The organism is Acinetobacter wanghuae, assembly GCF_009557235.1.
GTDB classification, from domain to species: Bacteria; Pseudomonadota; Gammaproteobacteria; order Pseudomonadales; family Moraxellaceae; genus Acinetobacter; species Acinetobacter wanghuae.
Map to the genome: position 1 here is coordinate 1,959,999 of NZ_CP045650.1, position 17,901 is coordinate 1,977,899.

At 40.8% G+C, this 17,901-nt stretch carries 15 protein-coding genes and 2 tRNA genes; 5 read left to right on the plus strand and 12 right to left on the minus strand.

Translation table 11 applies throughout. The features are described 5' to 3' along the window. The first annotated feature begins 97 nt into the window (after positions 1-97). Entirely contained in the window at positions 98-550 is a 453-nt protein-coding gene (locus GFH30_RS09230) for a GNAT family N-acetyltransferase (RefSeq protein WP_153372002.1), read from the plus strand. A 30-nt stretch (positions 551-580) separates the two neighbouring features. On the opposite strand, the gene epmA is transcribed toward GFH30_RS09230, so the two are convergent. The 5 genes from epmA to greB all read right to left on the minus strand — a co-directional run bounded on the left by epmA (position 581) and on the right by greB (position 3,772). Further along, positions 581-1,555 (minus strand): EF-P lysine aminoacylase EpmA, encoded by a 975-nt coding sequence (gene epmA, locus GFH30_RS09235; protein WP_153372004.1) that lies wholly within the window; start codon positions 1,553-1,555, stop codon positions 581-583. Then, positions 1,552-2,619: a 4-phosphoerythronate dehydrogenase gene (locus tag GFH30_RS09240; protein ID WP_153372006.1), complete on the minus strand. Its 1,068-nt coding sequence runs from the start codon at positions 2,617-2,619 to the stop codon at positions 1,552-1,554. The genes epmA and GFH30_RS09240 overlap by 4 nt, the downstream gene beginning before the upstream one ends. A 154-nt stretch (positions 2,620-2,773) precedes the next feature. Next, positions 2,774-2,863: transfer RNA gene (locus tag GFH30_RS09245), tRNA-Ser, on the minus strand. Positions 2,864-3,099: 236 nt separating this feature from the next. Beyond that, positions 3,100-3,189 (minus strand) — tRNA-Ser (locus GFH30_RS09250). A 79-nt stretch (positions 3,190-3,268) separates the two neighbouring features. After that, entirely contained in the window at positions 3,269-3,772 is a 504-nt protein-coding gene (gene greB / locus GFH30_RS09255; protein ID WP_153372008.1) for a transcription elongation factor GreB, read from the minus strand. 365 nt (positions 3,773-4,137) lie between these two features. Here greB and GFH30_RS09260 point away from each other — a divergent pair, with 365 nt between their 5' ends. Further along, positions 4,138-5,250, plus strand: coding sequence for a transglycosylase SLT domain-containing protein (locus tag GFH30_RS09260; protein WP_153372010.1), 1,113 nt, complete (start codon positions 4,138-4,140; stop codon positions 5,248-5,250). Between the two features lie 71 nt (positions 5,251-5,321). On the opposite strand, the gene GFH30_RS09265 is transcribed toward GFH30_RS09260, so the two are convergent. Continuing rightward, positions 5,322-5,705 (minus strand): SCP2 sterol-binding domain-containing protein, encoded by a 384-nt coding sequence (locus tag GFH30_RS09265; protein ID WP_153372012.1) that lies wholly within the window; start codon positions 5,703-5,705, stop codon positions 5,322-5,324. A gap of 226 nt (positions 5,706-5,931) precedes the next feature. Further along, complete coding sequence (gene ttcA / locus GFH30_RS09270) at positions 5,932-6,864, minus strand: tRNA 2-thiocytidine(32) synthetase TtcA (RefSeq protein ID WP_153372014.1); 933 nt, start codon at positions 6,862-6,864, stop codon at positions 5,932-5,934. Positions 6,865-7,366: 502 nt separating this feature from the next. On the opposite strand from ttcA, the gene GFH30_RS09275 reads away from it, so the two are divergent. After that, positions 7,367-8,236 carry a lytic transglycosylase domain-containing protein gene (locus tag GFH30_RS09275; protein WP_153372016.1) on the plus strand — a complete coding sequence of 290 codons (870 nt, stop codon included), beginning with the start codon at positions 7,367-7,369 and terminating at the stop codon, positions 8,234-8,236. A 173-nt stretch (positions 8,237-8,409) separates the two neighbouring features. Beyond that, on the plus strand, positions 8,410-9,315 hold the full coding sequence (gene htpX, locus GFH30_RS09280) for a protease HtpX (RefSeq protein WP_153372018.1): 906 nt from the start codon (positions 8,410-8,412) through the stop codon (positions 9,313-9,315). 49 nt (positions 9,316-9,364) lie between these two features. Here htpX and GFH30_RS09285 read toward each other — a convergent pair whose 3' ends face one another. From GFH30_RS09285 to GFH30_RS09300, 4 genes are all read right to left on the minus strand, one after another. Next, positions 9,365-9,790, minus strand: coding sequence for a hypothetical protein (locus tag GFH30_RS09285; RefSeq protein ID WP_153372021.1), 426 nt, complete (start codon positions 9,788-9,790; stop codon positions 9,365-9,367). A gap of 264 nt (positions 9,791-10,054) precedes the next feature. Continuing rightward, on the minus strand, positions 10,055-10,633 hold the full coding sequence (locus GFH30_RS09290) for a DUF4112 domain-containing protein (protein ID WP_153372023.1): 579 nt from the start codon (positions 10,631-10,633) through the stop codon (positions 10,055-10,057). A gap of 75 nt (positions 10,634-10,708) precedes the next feature. Next, the gene (gene mgtE / locus GFH30_RS09295) at positions 10,709-12,049 is read right to left on the minus strand and encodes a magnesium transporter (RefSeq protein WP_153372025.1); all 1,341 of its coding nucleotides are present in this window, start codon (positions 12,047-12,049) and stop codon (positions 10,709-10,711) included. Between the two features lie 91 nt (positions 12,050-12,140). Then, positions 12,141-15,245 carry a multidrug efflux RND transporter permease subunit gene (locus tag GFH30_RS09300; protein WP_153372027.1) on the minus strand — a complete coding sequence of 1,035 codons (3,105 nt, stop codon included), beginning with the start codon at positions 15,243-15,245 and terminating at the stop codon, positions 12,141-12,143. A gap of 252 nt (positions 15,246-15,497) precedes the next feature. Between GFH30_RS09300 and GFH30_RS09305 the strand changes: the two genes are divergently transcribed. After that, entirely contained in the window at positions 15,498-15,875 is a 378-nt protein-coding gene (locus tag GFH30_RS09305) for a diacylglycerol kinase (RefSeq protein ID WP_153372029.1), read from the plus strand. Positions 15,876-16,093: 218 nt separating this feature from the next. Here GFH30_RS09305 and GFH30_RS09310 read toward each other — a convergent pair whose 3' ends face one another. Further along, entirely contained in the window at positions 16,094-17,695 is a 1,602-nt protein-coding gene (locus GFH30_RS09310) for an isocitrate lyase (protein ID WP_153372031.1), read from the minus strand. Positions 17,696-17,901 lie beyond the last annotated feature (206 nt).

The window sequence follows — 17,901 nt, forward strand, 5'->3', positions numbered from 1 at the left end:
ATATCGCTAAAATTCTGTTATCGATATGATTTTATTTGCATAAAGACATGTGAAAGTTGCTTTATGCTTGTATCATTTCCTCTAAATATTCCCTGTTATGCGCTTTCACATCCGCCCTTTGCTTCTTGATCAAGATTTGCATGATATTCATCAATTGACCACGCAATTGGGCTATCCGACTACTTTAGATAATATTCAAAAACGATGGCAATTGCTCCATCAACGTGCAGGCTATGAAACTTTAGTCATTACAGATGGAACGCGTGTACTTGGTTATGCTGGTTTGATTGAGCAATACACATGGGAATTTGATGATGGCTATTTCAGGATTCAAGCCTTTGTTATAGATGAAGCTTATCGTGGGCAAGGCTTGGGCAAACAACTCATTCAAGCGATTCAAGAGTTAGCGAAACAGCGTGGCTTAAAAAGATTATTAGTCAACAGTGGAAATAGACCTGAGCGTTACCCTGCACACGCTTTTTATAAAAATTTAGGATTTGAAGAATACAGTCTGGGCTTCACCAAGTATCTGAATGATCAGCCTGAATAGCACCAAGCTGATCATTTCTGTTTTTTCCAATTAAGAAATATCTGCGGGGAACGTAATCACTTTCTCAAGCTTCATTTGATTGGTCGCAATCATTAATAAACGATCAATCCCAAGTGCAATGCCTGAACATTCGCTCATATGTGGTAATGCCGCTAGCAGATATTCATCAATTGGCATCACATGTAAGCCTTGTTTTTCACGTTCTACGTTATCGGCTTCAAAACGTGAACGGAGTACATCCGCATCAATCAACTCATCATAGGCATTGGCAAGTTCTAAGCCTTCAATATACAGCTCGAATCGCGCAGCAACCAGTTCCCCATCTTCATCCAGCTTGGTTTTAGCAAGAGAAGCCATTTCTGGTGGAAAGTCCGTTAAAAAGACCGCTGTATCAAACCCTAGGCTCGGTTCGACCATATGTGAGAACAATAAGTCGATATACGCTAAGCGATCATCCCCTAAATCAAGATTTAAACCCACACGGCGACAACAATCTTTTAGTTCTTTTAATGTCGCTTGCAGCGGATTCAATTCTAAACGATCCATAAACGCATGTTTATAACTCAAAATCGTTGGACGAACCTCGCCAAAACGGGCTTTTAAGGTGACATTCAATAAATCACTCACCTCAAACATCAGGTCTTTTAAGCTAAAGTCTGGGCGATACCATTCCAACATGGTGAATTCACTGTTGTGTTTACGCCCATGCTCGTCGTCACGGAAGACTTTACAGATTTGGTATATTGGACCACTGCCACTCGCTAAAAGTCGCTTCATGGCGAATTCAGGCGAAGTTTGCAAGTAATGCGTACTCAGCTTCCCTAACACATGTCGCTGTGCTTGTACTGACGCTAAATGTACATCTGTCACCCCTGCTTGTGACAAAATTGGCGTTTCCACTTCTAACACATCACGTTCAGCAAAAAATTGACGTAGTTGTGCATACATGTTGGCACGGGCTTTGATGGCATTTAAATCACAGGTTGGTTGATATGAAATGCTCACGCTTTTGGACCTCCATGGGCTGCCCACTCACGGCGCAGTGGATAAGTTTTACGTAAATAATCAAAGGCTTTTTGCTCAACGATGCCATCTTTTACGCAAGCACGTAAATTCGCATCATCACACTGAATGTCATAAATTTCCGTTAAATGCTGTTTTAAAATCGTTTTAAGGTCAGCTTGATCAAAATACTGTGCACATATCGGCAGTTGCGTTTCGAATTTTTTATGCGCAATGAAGCCAAATTTTTGGCAAAAGGCATCATAAATCATTTGTGTACCGCGTGCTTTACCTTCCAAGCTATAACCGGCAATGTGCGGTGTCACCAAAGTGATGAGATCCAATACATTTTCTTGAATCACGGGTTCGTGCTCAAAGACATCGAGCACCACTTGCCTTTGTGTCTTTTGAATATCTTGAATCAGTGCTTGTTCTTCAACCACAGCACCGCGTGCAGAATTAATCAAGATCGCTTGAGGCTGCATTTGACTTAAACTATCAGCATTAAATAAATGATAGGTCGGATGTTCGCCATCTTTTGTAAGGGGCACATGAATGCTGATCGCATCTGCTTGTTTGAGCAGTTCTGTAAATTCGACCTGTTCAATGGGGTCACGCTGTACAAATGGATCGTAACCAATCACATTCCAACCCAAAAGTTTCGCCATAAAAGCCAAACGCGAACCGACATTACCTAAACCGACAATACCTAAAGTAAAAGTATCATTGGCATCAAGGAGTTGAGGACGTACATATAAAAGTGCAGTAATCACATATTCTGCAACCGCTTGTGCGTTACAGCCTGCGGCATTACTCCAAGTAACCCCCTGTTGCTCTAAAACAGGAATATCTAAATGATCTGTGCCAATGGTTGCACTACCGACAAATTTAATCTGACTATGCGCAATCAGGTTTTGATTGACTTGGGTCACTGAACGCACCAATAAAGCATCCGCATCATTTACATCAACCGCGGTTAAGGTACGCCCTGCACGCGCATTAATATCGCCAAACTCAGCAAAGAAATAATCGGTAAATGCCAGATTTTCATCTGCGATAATTTTCATAATGATATCCAAAAGACACTTAGACTTATGATAACGCGTTGTAGCGTTGGGCTCTATCTTTGTATGTGGTCATCATCATGTCATGCGTTATCAGACGAAATTAAAACATAGAGCTATAAAAAAACCCCAATCTTGCGATTGGGGTTTTAGAATTTGGCGGAAGCGGTGAGATTCGAACTCACGGAGGGGGTAAACCCTCGTCGGTTTTCAAGACCGGTGCATTAAACCGCTCTGCCACGCTTCCATGGGCGTCATCATATAAATATTTATGAATATTGGCAATGGTAAATCTTAAAAGTTGTAAAAAATTCAGTTTAATCAGCCAAAAAGTATTCAAAAATGCATACTTTGCTTGAGATCAAGCTTAAAAAACATATAAGACAATAAAAAATATCGGGGGCTAATTTCGTTATTTCATTTATTCACGTAAATTTTATAGATATAAAAAAACCCCAATCTTGCGATTGGGGTTTTAGAATTTGGCGGAAGCGGTGAGATTCGAACTCACGGAGGGGGTAAACCCTCGTCGGTTTTCAAGACCGGTGCATTAAACCGCTCTGCCACGCTTCCATGGGCGCCATCATATAAATATTTCAGCCAATTGGCAAATTATTTTATACATTTAGCACATCAATCGAACAAAATAGAATCAATGATTTGAATCTACAGGGTTTTCTGAGGGATCATAGCGAATGGCATTGATGTACCAGATTTTCTTACCTGACGGTGTCATGACTTCAGCTTCATCATCTACTTGTTTGCCGAGCAAGGCACGAGACATCGGTGAATCGATTGAAATATGCTGTGGGTGATGATCATAAATTTCATCGACACCGACAATACGAATGGTTTTGCTCTCACCTTCATCATTTTCAATATCCACCCAAGCACCAAAATAAACTTTGCCCGCTTGTTCAGGCGAAAAATCAATAATCCGTAACTCTTCGAGGCGCTTGCCTAAGTAACGTACCCGACGGTCAATTTTACGCAAAATTTGTTTGTTATATTGGTAATCGGCGTTTTCCGACCGATCGCCGAGACTCGCAGCCCAATTTACTTTGCGGGTAATTTCAGGGCGTTCTTCGTGCCACAGATTCTTAAGTTCTGCCACCAATTTATCGTGACCACCACGGGTAATGAGATTAGATTTCATCGTTTTTTTGTACCATTTTTTTGCCCATTTTGCATGCGTCTTGTCGTATTTTAATGGCTAAAAATACGATTGCAAAACAACATTATTTTTTTTATCAATAAATTTAACCACTTAGATTACATTTTTTAAATAATTGATGTACAAAATTTGACAATCTTTTTTTTGATCATTAATATGCGCTCATGTTTTATTTCTGATTATTTTTTAATCTATGTAGTTTTTCTACATTTTTTCCTATTCATCCCAAGTCATTTTGAATGACGTCATGACTGCCCAACCCTTATTGAATTTATCAAACTGATTAAAAGTTTCAGGGATTTTCACCTGTGCTTTTTAGGGCATAAATTACTTGTAGCGGAGACAACATGCACAGTAGTTCAACTTCTGGGTCGAGGCTTTGCCTTCACTCTTTTTCTTCTCTCTCGATTAAAGCGCTTGCCTTAAGCACCGCAATTATTCCGTTTCATAGTATTAATGCCAGTAAAACCACCCATCAGTTTGATCATGTGGTGAACAGTAATAAACTCGTCGTCGTTGCGGTGAAAAATCCCACCACGATTTTTCAAAATGGCAATCAAATGCATGGTTTTGGTTATGACCTTGTACGCACTTATGCACATAGTTTAAATGTTCAACTTGATTTTCAGGTGGTTAACGATAATGCCACGGCTTTAAAATGGGTCAAACAAGGCAAAGCCAATTTGGCGATGACCACCGCTGACTATAAGGTGATCGAGTCTAAACATTTAATGATGTTTTCAGCAACCTGCGGTGATGATGCATCGATGCAAGCCAATGGCTTAAATGCAAATTTGAATTGGGTATTTAAATCTGCTGAAGATCCTTTAAGCCAAACAGCAAGTGATTTTATTTGTCGTAGTAAACAAAATGGCGCCACTAAACAATTGGCATCATTTTATAATCGCAATGTGGTGAAGCCTGAATCATGGGATACCATTCAACGCGATCTCAATAAACGTTTACCGATTTATCAAGCCAGCTTTAAGAAAACCGCAAAACAGTATGATTTAGACTGGCATTTATTGGCTGCAATTGGTTATCAAGAATCATATTTGAAACCTAATTCTGTTTCACCGACTGGTGTACGTGGCATTATGATGTTGACCAATAGCACTGCCAAAGCGATGGGTGTCAGCAATCGCGTGGATGCCACACAAAGCATTCAAGGCGGTGCCAAGTACTATGATCAAATGCTCAGTCGTTATGCCCACATTCCACTCCCCGATCGGAATTGGTATGCATTGATTGCCTATAACATGGGTCCTGGTGCAGTCGATCAGATTCAAAAGCGTGTTCGTGCCCAAGGCAAAAATGCGAATCAGTGGGTCAACGTCTATGCTTATTTAGCGCGGAATAAAGCGTCAAATGCACGTTTCGGTCAAGCCTTGCAATATGTAACCCGTATCCGTTCGTATTTGGAACATATTAAATCTACACCGCAATGGGTCAGTGTTTAATCACAGATTTCCATAAGGCATAAAAAAAAGCTTAGCGATAATCGCTAAGCTTTTTTTATTTTTAAGATAAATTAAGCAGTTTGCTCAAGTACTTTCTTAAACAAATCTTTTTGTTCTTGGCTTGGTTTAGCCGTTTGCAATGCCATCAATTGAGACATGTCGCCTTGAACTTTGATTTTGCCTGTCATAAATGCTTGCATTGCCGCAGCCATATCAAACTCAAGGAATACTTTACGTAATGTTTCAGCATCCATGTTCAATGTGGTTTTTGCATTTGAAGACAAACCTTTTTTGATTGCACCACCATCCAATGCTAACTCGGTATTCCCTGCAGCATCAGCAACCACTAAGTTAATTGCAAGATTTGCAAGCGCTGGTGGCAAGTTTAAATCACCTGCTTGTGCAGTAAGTGTTTCGACAGTTGAAAACCAATCATCAGTTAAAAAAGCAGGCATAATCTTTCCTCAATTATATGTTCATTTGTGTCGTCAATCCTGACCACATCATGGTGAAGCTATTTTGCTTAACGGTTGTTATAGCATGATCATTTAAAGAATGGCTAACGAATTTTGTACGCAGCGTTCAATTTTTGAAGGATCGGACACTTTCGAGCAGAACATAAAAAAACAGACATAAGATTAACCTATGTCTGTTCTGGGTTGATCCAGATTTGAAAGCCAATTAATCAGCTACAAAACCAAGATTGACCATATTGATACGTTTGCTTTCACTTTCACCTTCAACTGCTTCTTCCGTTGAGCATGAACCTTTAAAGTCAAACTCACGTTGTGAATCTAAGGCTTCAAAGTCGAACAACTCACGGTCAGCCAATTGCGATGGTGACACGTTTTGCAGTGCACCAAAAATGCTGTGTAAGCGTTTCGGAAACTCTTTATCCCAACCACGTAACATGTCATTAAGCATGGCACGTTGTAGGTTTTCTTGAGAACCACACAAATTACACGGAATAATTGGGAACTGACGCATCTCGGCATATTTGATGATGTCTTTTTCTTCCACATAAGCCAATGGACGAATCAAGATATTCTTTTTATCCGACGACAACAGTTTTGGTGGCATCGCTTTTAAGCTACCGCCATGGAACAAGTTCAAGAAGAACGTTGCCAAAATATCATCACGGTGATGACCTAAAGCCACTTTGGTTGCACCAATTTCTTGCGCGAAACCATACAATGAACCACGACGTAAGCGTGAGCACACTGCACAATACGTTTTACCTTCAGGCGTCAACTTCTTGGTAATGCTGTAGGTATCTTTTTCAAGAATATAATACGGAATGTTATTTTCTTCTAAATAACGTGGTAATACATCTTCAGGGAAGCCCGGCTGCTTTTGATCCAGATTAACCGCGACCACGTCAAATTTGACCGGTGAGATACGCTTAAACTGCAACATAATATCAAGCAAGGTATAACTGTCTTTACCACCAGAAATACAGACCATGACTTTGTCGCCTTCTTCGATCATTTTAAAATCACGAATAGCGTGCCCCACTTGGCGGCGAAGCTTTTTCAACAAACGATAATACGCAGAGCTTGTTGGTAATTCCGGTTTGAAATTAAATCCTTGTTCGGATTCAACTGGCGAGAACATAGACGAGAATAACCCATAGATAAAAATTCTAGGCAATTTTATCCGATTCAGGTTCTCACCGCACCAAAAGATTTTATTTTCATAAAAACCCAATTCAAGCATGAGAAAAACATGAAAAATGTTCAATCTTAGCCAGCACTAAAAGTTCAATTTTTAGCCAAGATGCTTATCTTTTGGACTTTTCCACAGTTTTCCACAAAAGCTGTGGATAACTTTGTGGATTGACGCGCACTTGACAAGCCTATTGCCCTCCACTTGAAGGCTTGAGTTTAAATTGATCATTTTTTGATCAATTTATTAGTTATTTAAAATCAAACACTTAAACCTGTCAAGGACTCTGAATTAAAAAAAAATAAATAAATTTTTTGGTCAGTTCCTCAGCAAAAAGGACTTGCATTTACAAACATGTTTATAAATCCAACGACGAAGCCTGTTCATTCAGTAAAATTTTGTTAAACTCGTAAACCAAGGCTTTTGATTCATTATTTTTAAACTATAAACAATGAAAATAAAATTACGTGTTATGGGGTCACATCTGTTGGGCAGTTTACTAATGCTAAATTGCTTCACCGTGGTGTATGCAGGTCAAACCATCTATCAACTTAAGGATAGTAATGGCACAACACTGCTGACCAATAAAAAAAGCCGTTATAACCACATGCAAGTGGAAAAGAAAACCTATTATCCTGACAGTAATATTCATAGTTACAGCAATTGGGGTTCAAGCGAATCTGCAGTGCTGCCGAGTTACAGTAAAAACAAAAATGCCTTTGACAATATTATTCGCCAAGCGTCACAAAAATACGGCGTTTCCGAAGGTTTAATTAAAGCCGTGATGCATACGGAATCTGGTTTTAACGTCAATGCACGCTCACCCGTCGGCGCACAAGGACTGATGCAGCTCATGCCAGCTACGGCGCGTCGCTTTAATGTTACGAATCCTTATGATCCCTACCAAAATATTATGGCAGGCACCAAATATTTAGCTTGGTTAATGAAACGTTTTAATGGCAATGTGCGCTTTGCACTCGCAGGCTATAATGCGGGTGAAGGCAATGTCGCCAAATATGGCGATGTACCACCATTTCGTGAAACACAAGATTATGTGCGCCGTGTGAATAGTCGTTACCAAAACTTATATGCACAAGGTCTAGGCTCAATCTCAAGTTCCAATCAAAATTCGGCACGCGTCATCGCCAGTTCAGACATGGATCAGCAGACAGCAGCTCATCACAATACCACTGCGGCTCAAGTACCTAAACATCAAAGACAGATTATTCTGACCGCAGATGGTCGCTATACCGATGCACCGATGGGCTCGTATGCCACAGCAAATGCCAGCGCATCTGCTAAACTCTATATCAGCGAATAATTTTTCTTTGCAACACTATGCACTTTAATCAGAATTCTTTAACAAATTCTGGCGGGTTATTCTGCGTATTTTTATAATTTCTCCTTGAATTTTTAGATATTTCACCGCATATTGATTTTAATGATTCCAATTTTCTAATCAGATTATTTTTATATTTTAAAGAGGATTTCTCAATGATGCGGATTGGTTTGTTCTTGCTAACCAACCTCGCGGTACTGGTGGTTGCAGGTATTATCCTGTCAATCTTTGGTGTCGGTAGTTACCATGGTGCGGGTGGCCTCAATATAGGCAACCTACTCGTGATCTGTTTTGTATTTGGTATGGTGGGATCAATGATTTCACTGTTCATGTCAAAATGGATGGCAAAAAAAACAACGGGTACGGAACTGATCGACCCAAATGCACCGCGTAATCAGGCAGAAGTATGGTTGCTGCAAGAAATTGCACAATTGTCACAACGCGCAGGCATTCAAATGCCAGAAGTCGGTATTTTCCCATCATACCAATCAAATGCCTTTGCAACCGGTTGGAATAAAAATGATGCACTTGTAGCAGTATCGAGTGGCTTGCTTGAACGCATGAATAAAGACGAACTGCGTGCTGTTCTTGCGCACGAGATTGGTCACGTTGCCAATGGCGATATGGTCACCCTTGCGCTTGTTCAAGGTGTTGTGAATGCTTTCGTGATGTTCTTCGCCCGTATTGTTGGTGATTTTATTGATCGCAACGTATTTGGTCGTGAAGAAGGCGAAGCACCGGGCATGAGTTATTTCATTATTACCATCGTGCTTGATATTGTCTTCGGGATCTTGGCATCTGCAATCGTGATGTGGTTCTCTCGCTACCGTGAATATCGTGCTGATGAAGCCGGTGCGCGTTTAGCAGGTAAACAAGCCATGATTTCTGCGCTGTTACGTTTACAAGAAGAATCGCAACTTCCTGATGCGATGCCAAAAGAGATGAAAGCGTTTGCAATCTCTGCAGGTCAAGAGCAAGGCTTTAGCTTAGCGGCTTTGTTCCAAACCCATCCAACCATTGAACAACGTGTTGCAGCATTACAGCAACTTGATTGTCCTTAATGTTTGTTGATTTGGTCTAAAAAAGCCTCCGATTGGAGGCTTTTTTCATTTAAATGGCAGTGTGTTGATCTGGATAGCGATGTTTGCAAATTTGGGTGAGATCACGATACGTCGCATAAACGGGCGTGATTTCATTATATTCTGCATCATACTCAAAAATACCATTACCCACTTCTTGGCTCTCAAAGTATTGATTATTTAACTGCGTATTGTTCTGAAAATCACGCTGACAATTCAAATAATAATGCGTGTATTCGACTGTCCCCTTTTTAATCACAGATCGTGCCAGTTCTATATTTTGTAAATATTGGGTCATATAAACCACTTGAAGATGACCGGGCTGAGATGCCACGCGCTCAACAATATAAGCACCGATTAAATCAGGCGTTTTTCGAACCACACGGTATTGATCTGTTGTACCGCTGTCATTTTGGACATGATAAGGTTTTCCAGTGATATATTCGATTTTATTCATTGTGATGACTTCTTCAGCATCACCAATGATTGTATTTTGTATAGGGTCTGCATGCGCATTCATTGTCAAAATAAGCGCTGTGCTCAGGCTTAAAACAAGCGTTTTAATCATTTTTTATTGGATCAGATGATAAAATTAAGTTGCTAAATTATCATCAGTTTAGGATTCTTCTCAATCCTTATAGACTAAAGATGTGCAATTTTTGCGTGACCTCTAAATGAATCATGACCGATCACATCGCAGTCAATAAATATTTCTTAAAGCTTACTGCCACCATTGCCATAAGGCATAGCTGCCCCAACCAATTGCCGACACGAATAAAACCAAGAACAGTACGCCCAACAGATCTGGAATATGAATCCATAGCCAAGCCACAATTGGATTACGCCAAAAAGCTGAATGTTGTTGCTTACGTTCTAAGTTCTCATGTAAAAATGGATGCACCACGTGATCCGTGCTACGAATCTGATATTCTTCGCGAATATGATCATGCACAACGTCAAGAGCTTTACGACTCGGACGAATAAATACATCAAAGACAGTTCCCACCACTGGAATAAAGCCCACGACTGCATCGACCGCAGCCAGCTTCATGATTGGAGTCAACTTATGTTGGGGCACGCCAATTTGCTTGGCTTTATAAATTGCAAAACAGGTCAGTACAAAACCTGCGACATCTCCTGCAACAGGAATGGTACTCAACGCTGCATCTGCGCCTACCCCTTGCTTGGTAAAGGGAATACGAACCACGGAATCCATCATATTGGCAAATTTTGCCAAATCGCGTTCTAAACGAATCACTTCGTCTTGGGTTAATTTATGTTTATTGTTGGAATCGAGCATGTCTCTAACCACATGGGGTATATCGAGTTATATTAACCGATTCATTTCTATAAAATCTGTCGTACTTTAATTAACTTACAACAAGAGCTGAGACGCAACAAACAAATACACCACCACACCTGTCGCATCACAAATAGAGGTCACCAACGGCGCTGATGCACTCGCAGGGTCAAGTTTCAGTCGATTCAAAATGAAAGGTAAGCTCATTCCAATCAAACAACCCAAGATCACAATGCCTGTCATACTAATGGCAAGGACCAATGCCACCATGTGATCGCCACGGATATAACCTAAAATAGACACGGCAAATGCCATGGTCAGTCCTAAACAGAGAGCAACCAAACTTTCACGCGCAATTAATTTAAACCAATCTTTCAGTTGTACATCGCCAGTGGCCAAAGCGCGTACCATTAAGGTCGCGGACTGTGAGCCCGCATTACCACCGCTCCCCACCAATAGCGGCAAGAAAAAGACCAAAACAATATTTTGCTCAATAATATCTTCGTAGTTGGCAATCCCAAAACTCGACAGTAAGCTGCCAAAAACTAAAATGACAAGCCAAAACACACGGTTTTTATACAGCGATAATATTGGTGCGGTTTTAATACTTTGTTTTTCAAAAGGCGCAATCGCCCCTGCACGTAAAATATCTTCGGTGCTTTCGGCTTCCACAATATCCATCGCATCGTCATAGGTCACAATTCCCAATAATCGCCCTGCATCATCAAGAATAGGTAAAGCAATAAAATCATAATGCGCTAAGGTTCGTGCCACAATTTCCTGATCATTATTGACTTCCGCACTCACCACATCATGCGTCATCACCTCTTGAATAATGGCATCAGGATGGGCTTGAATGATTTCACGTAAGGAAATGACTCCCAATAAATGATGGTGTTCATCGACAATATAAATCAGATATAAAGTGTCATGATTATCTTTCAGATTGCGTAATGCCGTGATTGCCTCATTCATATTCAAGTCAGGTGACAAGGTCACATAATTTGAACTCATGATGCTGCCCGCTGTACCTTCCACATAAGACGCCAATTGCGCCAATACATCCGTAGACACTGTGGAAAGTTGCGGCAAAACTTGCTGTTGTAGTGCGCTTGGAAGTGCTTTGAACAAATCGATAAAATCATCCGAATGCATCGCATCTAGGACATGGACGAGTTCTGATGTAGGCAATTGAATGACCAATGCCAATTGCTGTGGCAACGGCATAAATTCCAAGACTAAGGATCTTTGCTGAAGCTGTGAAAATACCTCAAATTGTTGCTTTTCTGGCATATCTGCCAAAACTTTGGCTTGGTCGGCAATATTTAACTGTTCGATGACCTCAAGTAAAGCTTCGATGTGTTGATCTTTCAACAATGCCTGAATCTGATGAATACGTGCTTGCAATTGAGGCATATACCCTCTCTGTTATGATGTCAATAAAGCGTATATGTCGATACGCTTTATCGTGTAAAGATCATCTATATGGCTCGATACTTTTTATTTCTCATGTAGACGATTTATGCCCAGACTTTTGAAATACCCCACGAATGATTACATACATAAATGGTATGAAAATCAGTACAAGTACTGTACCGAAGATGACCCCACCCAATACACTCACCCCAATCTCTTGACGGCTAACTGCACCAGCACCAAAGGCAAAGACCAATGGTAAAACACCGGCACCGAATGCCAAAGAGGTCATTAAAATAGGACGTAAGCGTAAGGCTGCACCTTCGAGCGCAGCTTCCACAATCGTTTTACCTTTTTCTTGGGCTAAAGCTGCGAACTCCACAATTAAAATGGCATTTTTACATGACAAACCAATGGTGGTCAGTAAGGCAATTTGGAAGTAGATATCATTCGGGAACGAAGCAAAATAACTAAATAAAATATTGCCCCCAATCCCCAATGGAATTGCAGACATCACCGCAGTTGGAATAGTCCAACTTTCATACAATGCAGCCAAACATAAGAAAATAAAACCAATCGAGACGAGATACAGCAAGAATGCCTGATTATTGGATTGTTTTTCTTCAAAGGATAAGCCACTCCACACCACATCAATGCCATCAAACTGTGAGACTAAGTCTTCAACATCACGCATGGCTTCGCCTGAACTGGTATTTTTGGCAATATCCGCTTCCATTTGCAGTGCGGTATAACCCATGAAGCGATTGACGACTTCGGGTCCACCACTCCAATTCACCTCGGCAAAATTACTAAATGGAATCATCTGATTTTGATCATTCCGCACATGCCAGGCGGCCAAGTCTTCAGGTTTTGAACGATATTCAGCATCGCCTTGCATCATGACGCGCTTAATACGACCACGGTCAATAAAATCATTGATATAACTTCCGCCCCATGCTGCTGACAAGGTATTGTTAATAGCTGAAGGATTGAGACCATTCGCCATCGCGCGTTTACGATCAATATCGACTTTAAGTTCCGCTTTATCAGGATTTGTACGTTTGCCTAAGTTTTCAAAGCTTGAATACGCGGCAGCTTTCTGTTCTAAAGGCTTAAATTGATCCGCTAAAGCTTGGCGTCCTTTCCCATCGACATCACGAATCCAAAAATCTAAGCCATCGGTTTGTCCCAATCCATTCACCGAAGGCGGCATATTGACGTTCACTTGTGCTTGATTAAAACCTTTAAAATGGGTCATGGCACGTTCACGAATCGCTTGCGCGGTATTGGCTTGACCGTCACGCTCATCCCAATGTTTTAATGCCACAAAACCAGTGGCTAGATTTTGCCCTGTGCCTGAGAAATTGCGTCCATAACGCATCATCACTAAATTGACGTTGTCCTTTTCATGTTCAAGGAAATATTCACGAATTTTCTCCCCGACCTCAATGGTATTTCTGAGCGGCGCACCTTCTTGTAATTTGACTTGTAAACTCAAAATCCCCTGATCTTCACTCGGTAAGAAACTGGTCGGCAACGCACGATAAAATAAAGCAAATACGCAAATTAAAGCGCCTAAAAGCAACAAACACACCGTTTTATGCTGAAATAGTTTTTTCGATACATTCAGATAATGCTGTTTGAGTTGCTCAAGTTTTCGATTAAAGCCCGTCGCCCAACGTGCAGGTTTTGGATTAGGTTTTAAAATTAAGGCACATAATGCGGGGGTTAGGATCAGCGCAACCAACAAAGACAATCCCATTGCTGCCACTAACGTAATAGAGAATTGACGATAAATCACTCCCGTTGAACCACCAAAAAATGCCATCGGAATAAAAACAGCCGTTAGAACCAAGGTAATCCCGATCAATGCCCCACTGATTTCCTGCATGGATTCGAGGGCAGCGTCTTTGGCAGAGAGCTGCTTTTCATGCATCAAACGTTCAACATTTTCGACCACCACAATCGCATCATCGACCAATAAGCCAATTGCGAGCACCAAGGCAAATAAGGTCAGCGTGTTAATACTCATACCGAGGGCATATAAAATTGCCATTGTGCCCAAAATCACTACAGGCACAGTCACTGTTGGAATTAATGTGGCACGCCAGTTTTGTAAAAACAGAAACATCACCGCAATGACCAACAGCACCGCTTCAAATAAGGTCTTCACCACTTCTTTAATAGATTCTTGCACAAACGGTGTGTTATCACGTGGATAGGCAATTTTATAGCCTTCTGGCAACTGTTTCGAAATACGATCCACTTCTGCTTTAATCAGCTCAGACGTGGCAATCGCATTGGCACCTGATGCGAGTGTGATCCCTAAGCCCGCGGATGGATAACCATTATTTGTGGTATACGATTGATAATTTTCTGCACCTAGCTCAATTCTTGCCACATCTTTTAAATAAATAAATTCGCCATCGCGACCTGATTTGACAATGATATTTTCAAATTCTTCGACAGACTTAAAGCGTGTTCCTGAAGTGACTTTGGCATTGAGATATTGATCATCCAAGACAGGTAAATCACCGATTGCCCCTGCGGTGACTTGCGTATTTTGTGTTTCAATTGCAGCTCGAATATCGCTTGGCATTAACTGATGTTGTTTAAGTTTGTTTGGATTCAGCCAAATCCGCATGGCATATTGTGAGCCAAATACATCGACTTCGCCGACACCTTCGATGCGTGCAATGTCCTGTTCCAAATGCGTCATTAAATAGTCAGACAGCTCAAGATCTTTACTACGACCAGATTCATCGTAAAGACTCATAACCATATGCGTATCGCCTAAGGATTTTAAGACATTGACACCTTGGCGTTGTACATCTTCAGGTAAGCGATTGAGCACGCCATTAATGGCATTTTGGACTTGAACTTGTGCGGTGTCTGGATCTGTACCATTTTTAAAACTGATATTAATTCGACTGCGACCCGATGAGTCACTGCTTGAACTGAAATACAACAGGTGATCAATGCCCTTGATTTTTTGCTCTAAAATTTGCGTAACGCTTTCTTCGACTACTTCAGCTGAAGCACCTGTATAGGTCGTAGATACACTAATCCGTGGTGGCGCAATATCTGGATAACGCTCGACCGAGAGATTCATTACTGCAAATAATCCAATCGCCATTACGACAATTGCTAAAACACCAGCAAAAATAGGGCGATGGATAAAAAACCGAGACAACATAGGTTCAAGTCACTTTATAAGTTACACAAAGAAGGCAAACAGCCAACATTATATTTTTCCTATTTTTTAATATTCAGTGACATAGCCTTATATTGCAAGCCTTACTCACAAAAAAATGTGTTAAGCCTTAAACATGAAGAAAATGTGGAGATTACAACTTTTGAATCATAGAAATAGAATGGATGCAGCGAAAGAATTAAGTCTTTTATTCGTGTTATATTGCGGCAAATTTCATCTCTATCTTATGCTGACATGAACGCATCACATCCATTTAAAGGTAAAACGGGTCTAAAACGCATTATAAATGCCACCTCTTATTCGATTGCTGGTTTCAAGGCTGCATTTAAAAATGAAGCTGCATTTCGCCAAATCATCCTGATTAATGTTGTACTCATTCCCATCAGTCTATGTCTTGAGGTCAGCCGTGTTGAGCATGCTTTACTGATTATGGTGTGTTTATTGGCGATTATTGTTGAGCTCATCAATTCAGCGATTGAAGCCGTAGTCGACCGGATTTCACTTGAGCGACATGAATTGTCTAAAAATGCTAAAGATATGGGAAGTGCCGCGCAGTTTGTTGCTTTAGCGATGATCTTCGTTACATGGCTCATTATTTTATTACCCGCTTAAAATTTATCCTGCTTTACCTTATTTTTAATAAGTATTAGATAAGGAGGCTATTTGAATAAAAGTGCGCTTCCTTTCAAAGCAAGAATGCTTATCTCATGTAAACAAGAATGTCTGATTTGATTTCCCTGCAACTATTCAAAAGAGTTGATCAATAAAATTTTGATCTAAAAAATAAAAAACCCTGCTTTCGCAGGGTTTTTTTGAATCAGTCGGGAGGATTAACCACCGAATTGGTTCATTGTATTTTTCGCATCGTCACCCGCTTTAAGCGCGTTGTCACCAGCGAAGATTTCTTTGTGGTCATCACCGATGTCAGAACCCGCCATTGCTTGGTGTTTCACACAAGCGATCGTACCGCGAATTTCTTTACGTTGTACGCCAGCAACATAAGCCAACATACCTTCAGAACCGAAGTAACCTTGTGCAAGCTCATGTGTAGAAAGCGCAGCAGTGTGGTAAGTCGGAAGTGTGATTAAGTGATGGAACACACCTGCTTCACGTGCAGCATCCGCTTGGAATGTACGAACTTTCTCATCAGCTTCAGCAGCCAATTCAGTTTCGTCATACTCAGCGCTCATCAATTTAGCACGGTCGTAAGCTGAAACATCTTTACCTTCAGCAACCCAACGATCGTACGCTTGTTGACGGAAGTTCAACGTCCAGTTGAATGACGGTGAGTTGTTGTAAACAAGTTTCGCATTTGGAATCGTTTCTTTCACACGGTTGACCATGTGAGCGATTTCAGCTACGTTTGGCGTCGCAGTTTCGATCCAAAGTAAGTCAGCACCGTTTTGAAGTGAAGTTACACAGTCAAGTACAACGCGGTCGATTTGAGTGCCTTCACGGAATTGGTACAAGCCAGAAGCAAGACGTTTTGGACGGTGAAGTTTACCATCACGTTTGATCAGGATTTCGTCTTCTTGCGCTTCTGAAATATCAATTTCAGTTGTGTCTAAGTAGCTGATGTATTGAGAAGCGATGTCGCCTGGCTCTTTAACCACTGGGATTTTTTGAGTCAAGTCAGCGCCTTCAGAGTCAGTACGCGCAACAATAATACCTTCTTCAAGACCCATTTCTAAGAATGCATAGCGAAGTGCGTGGATTTTCGCGATGAAGTCTTCGTGTGGAACAGTTACTTTACCTGCTTGGTGACCACATTGTTTCGCATCAGAAACTTGGTTTTCGATTTGTAGTGCACAAGCACCCGCTTCGATCATTTTCTTCGCTAACAAGTAAGTTGCTTCTTCGTTACCGAAACCAGCATCGATATCCGCAATAATTGGCACAACGTGAGTTTGGAAGTTGTCGATTTGAGACGTGATTTCAGCAGCTTTAGCAGTATCGCCTGCTTCGTTTGCTTTTTTAAGCGCGCGGAACAAATCGTTTAATTCTTTTGCATCCGCTTGACGAAGGAATGTGTAGATTTCTTCGATCAATGCAGGTACAGATGTTTTTTCGTGCATAGATTGGTCAGGAAGTGGACCGAATTCTGAACGAAGTGCAGCAACCATCCAACCAGAAAGGTAGATATAGCGACGTTCAGTTGTACCGAAGTATTTTTTGTTCGCAATCATTTTTTGTTGTGCGATGAAACCGTGCCAGCAACCCAATGATTGAGTGTATTTGCTAGAGTCAGCATCATAAGCAGCCATATCACGACGCATGATTGCAGCTGTGTATTTCGCAATGTCTAAACCAGTTTTAAAACGGTTTTGGATTTGCATACGTGCAGCATCTTCAGGAGAGATGTCCGCCCAAGTGTTGCCGAATTTTGCTTTTAATTCACGGATTGCATCAATCGCTGTTTGATATGTAGTCATGATCTTTTCCTGTAATAATATTAGGATTTTCTTCAACGAATGCTTAAAATCTTACCCTCGGTTTATTGTTTAGATATTATGCATTTCGTTGTGATAGCTAGAGAGTAGAGGGAATAAAATAATTAATCCAATAGTCTGCAAGAATCTTCAGTATTTATTTAATAAATATGTAGATCAAAGTCTAATTATAACAATCCATTAAAATT

Coding starts and splice junctions, on each gene's coding strand:
- GFH30_RS09265 (WP_153372012.1), bottom strand. CDS start 5,705: ATGCCTGCTTTTTTAACTGATGATTGGTTTTCAACTGTCGAAACACTT.
- greB (WP_153372008.1), bottom strand. CDS start 3,772: ATGAAATCTAATCTCATTACCCGTGGTGGTCACGATAAATTGGTGGCA.
- htpX (WP_153372018.1), top strand. CDS start 8,410: ATGATGCGGATTGGTTTGTTCTTGCTAACCAACCTCGCGGTACTGGTG.
- GFH30_RS09305 (WP_153372029.1), top strand. CDS start 15,498: ATGAACGCATCACATCCATTTAAAGGTAAAACGGGTCTAAAACGCATT.
- GFH30_RS09290 (WP_153372023.1), bottom strand. CDS start 10,633: ATGCTCGATTCCAACAATAAACATAAATTAACCCAAGACGAAGTGATT.
- mgtE (WP_153372025.1), bottom strand. CDS start 12,049: ATGCCTCAATTGCAAGCACGTATTCATCAGATTCAGGCATTGTTGAAA.
- GFH30_RS09310 (WP_153372031.1), bottom strand. CDS start 17,695: ATGACTACATATCAAACAGCGATTGATGCAATCCGTGAATTAAAAGCA.
- GFH30_RS09300 (WP_153372027.1), bottom strand. CDS start 15,245: ATGTTGTCTCGGTTTTTTATCCATCGCCCTATTTTTGCTGGTGTTTTA.
- GFH30_RS09260 (WP_153372010.1), top strand. CDS start 4,138: ATGCACAGTAGTTCAACTTCTGGGTCGAGGCTTTGCCTTCACTCTTTT.
- GFH30_RS09275 (WP_153372016.1), top strand. CDS start 7,367: ATGAAAATAAAATTACGTGTTATGGGGTCACATCTGTTGGGCAGTTTA.
- ttcA (WP_153372014.1), bottom strand. CDS start 6,864: ATGTTCTCGCCAGTTGAATCCGAACAAGGATTTAATTTCAAACCGGAA.
- GFH30_RS09240 (WP_153372006.1), bottom strand. CDS start 2,619: ATGAAAATTATCGCAGATGAAAATCTGGCATTTACCGATTATTTCTTT.
- GFH30_RS09230 (WP_153372002.1), top strand. CDS start 98: ATGCGCTTTCACATCCGCCCTTTGCTTCTTGATCAAGATTTGCATGAT.
- GFH30_RS09285 (WP_153372021.1), bottom strand. CDS start 9,790: ATGAATAAAATCGAATATATCACTGGAAAACCTTATCATGTCCAAAAT.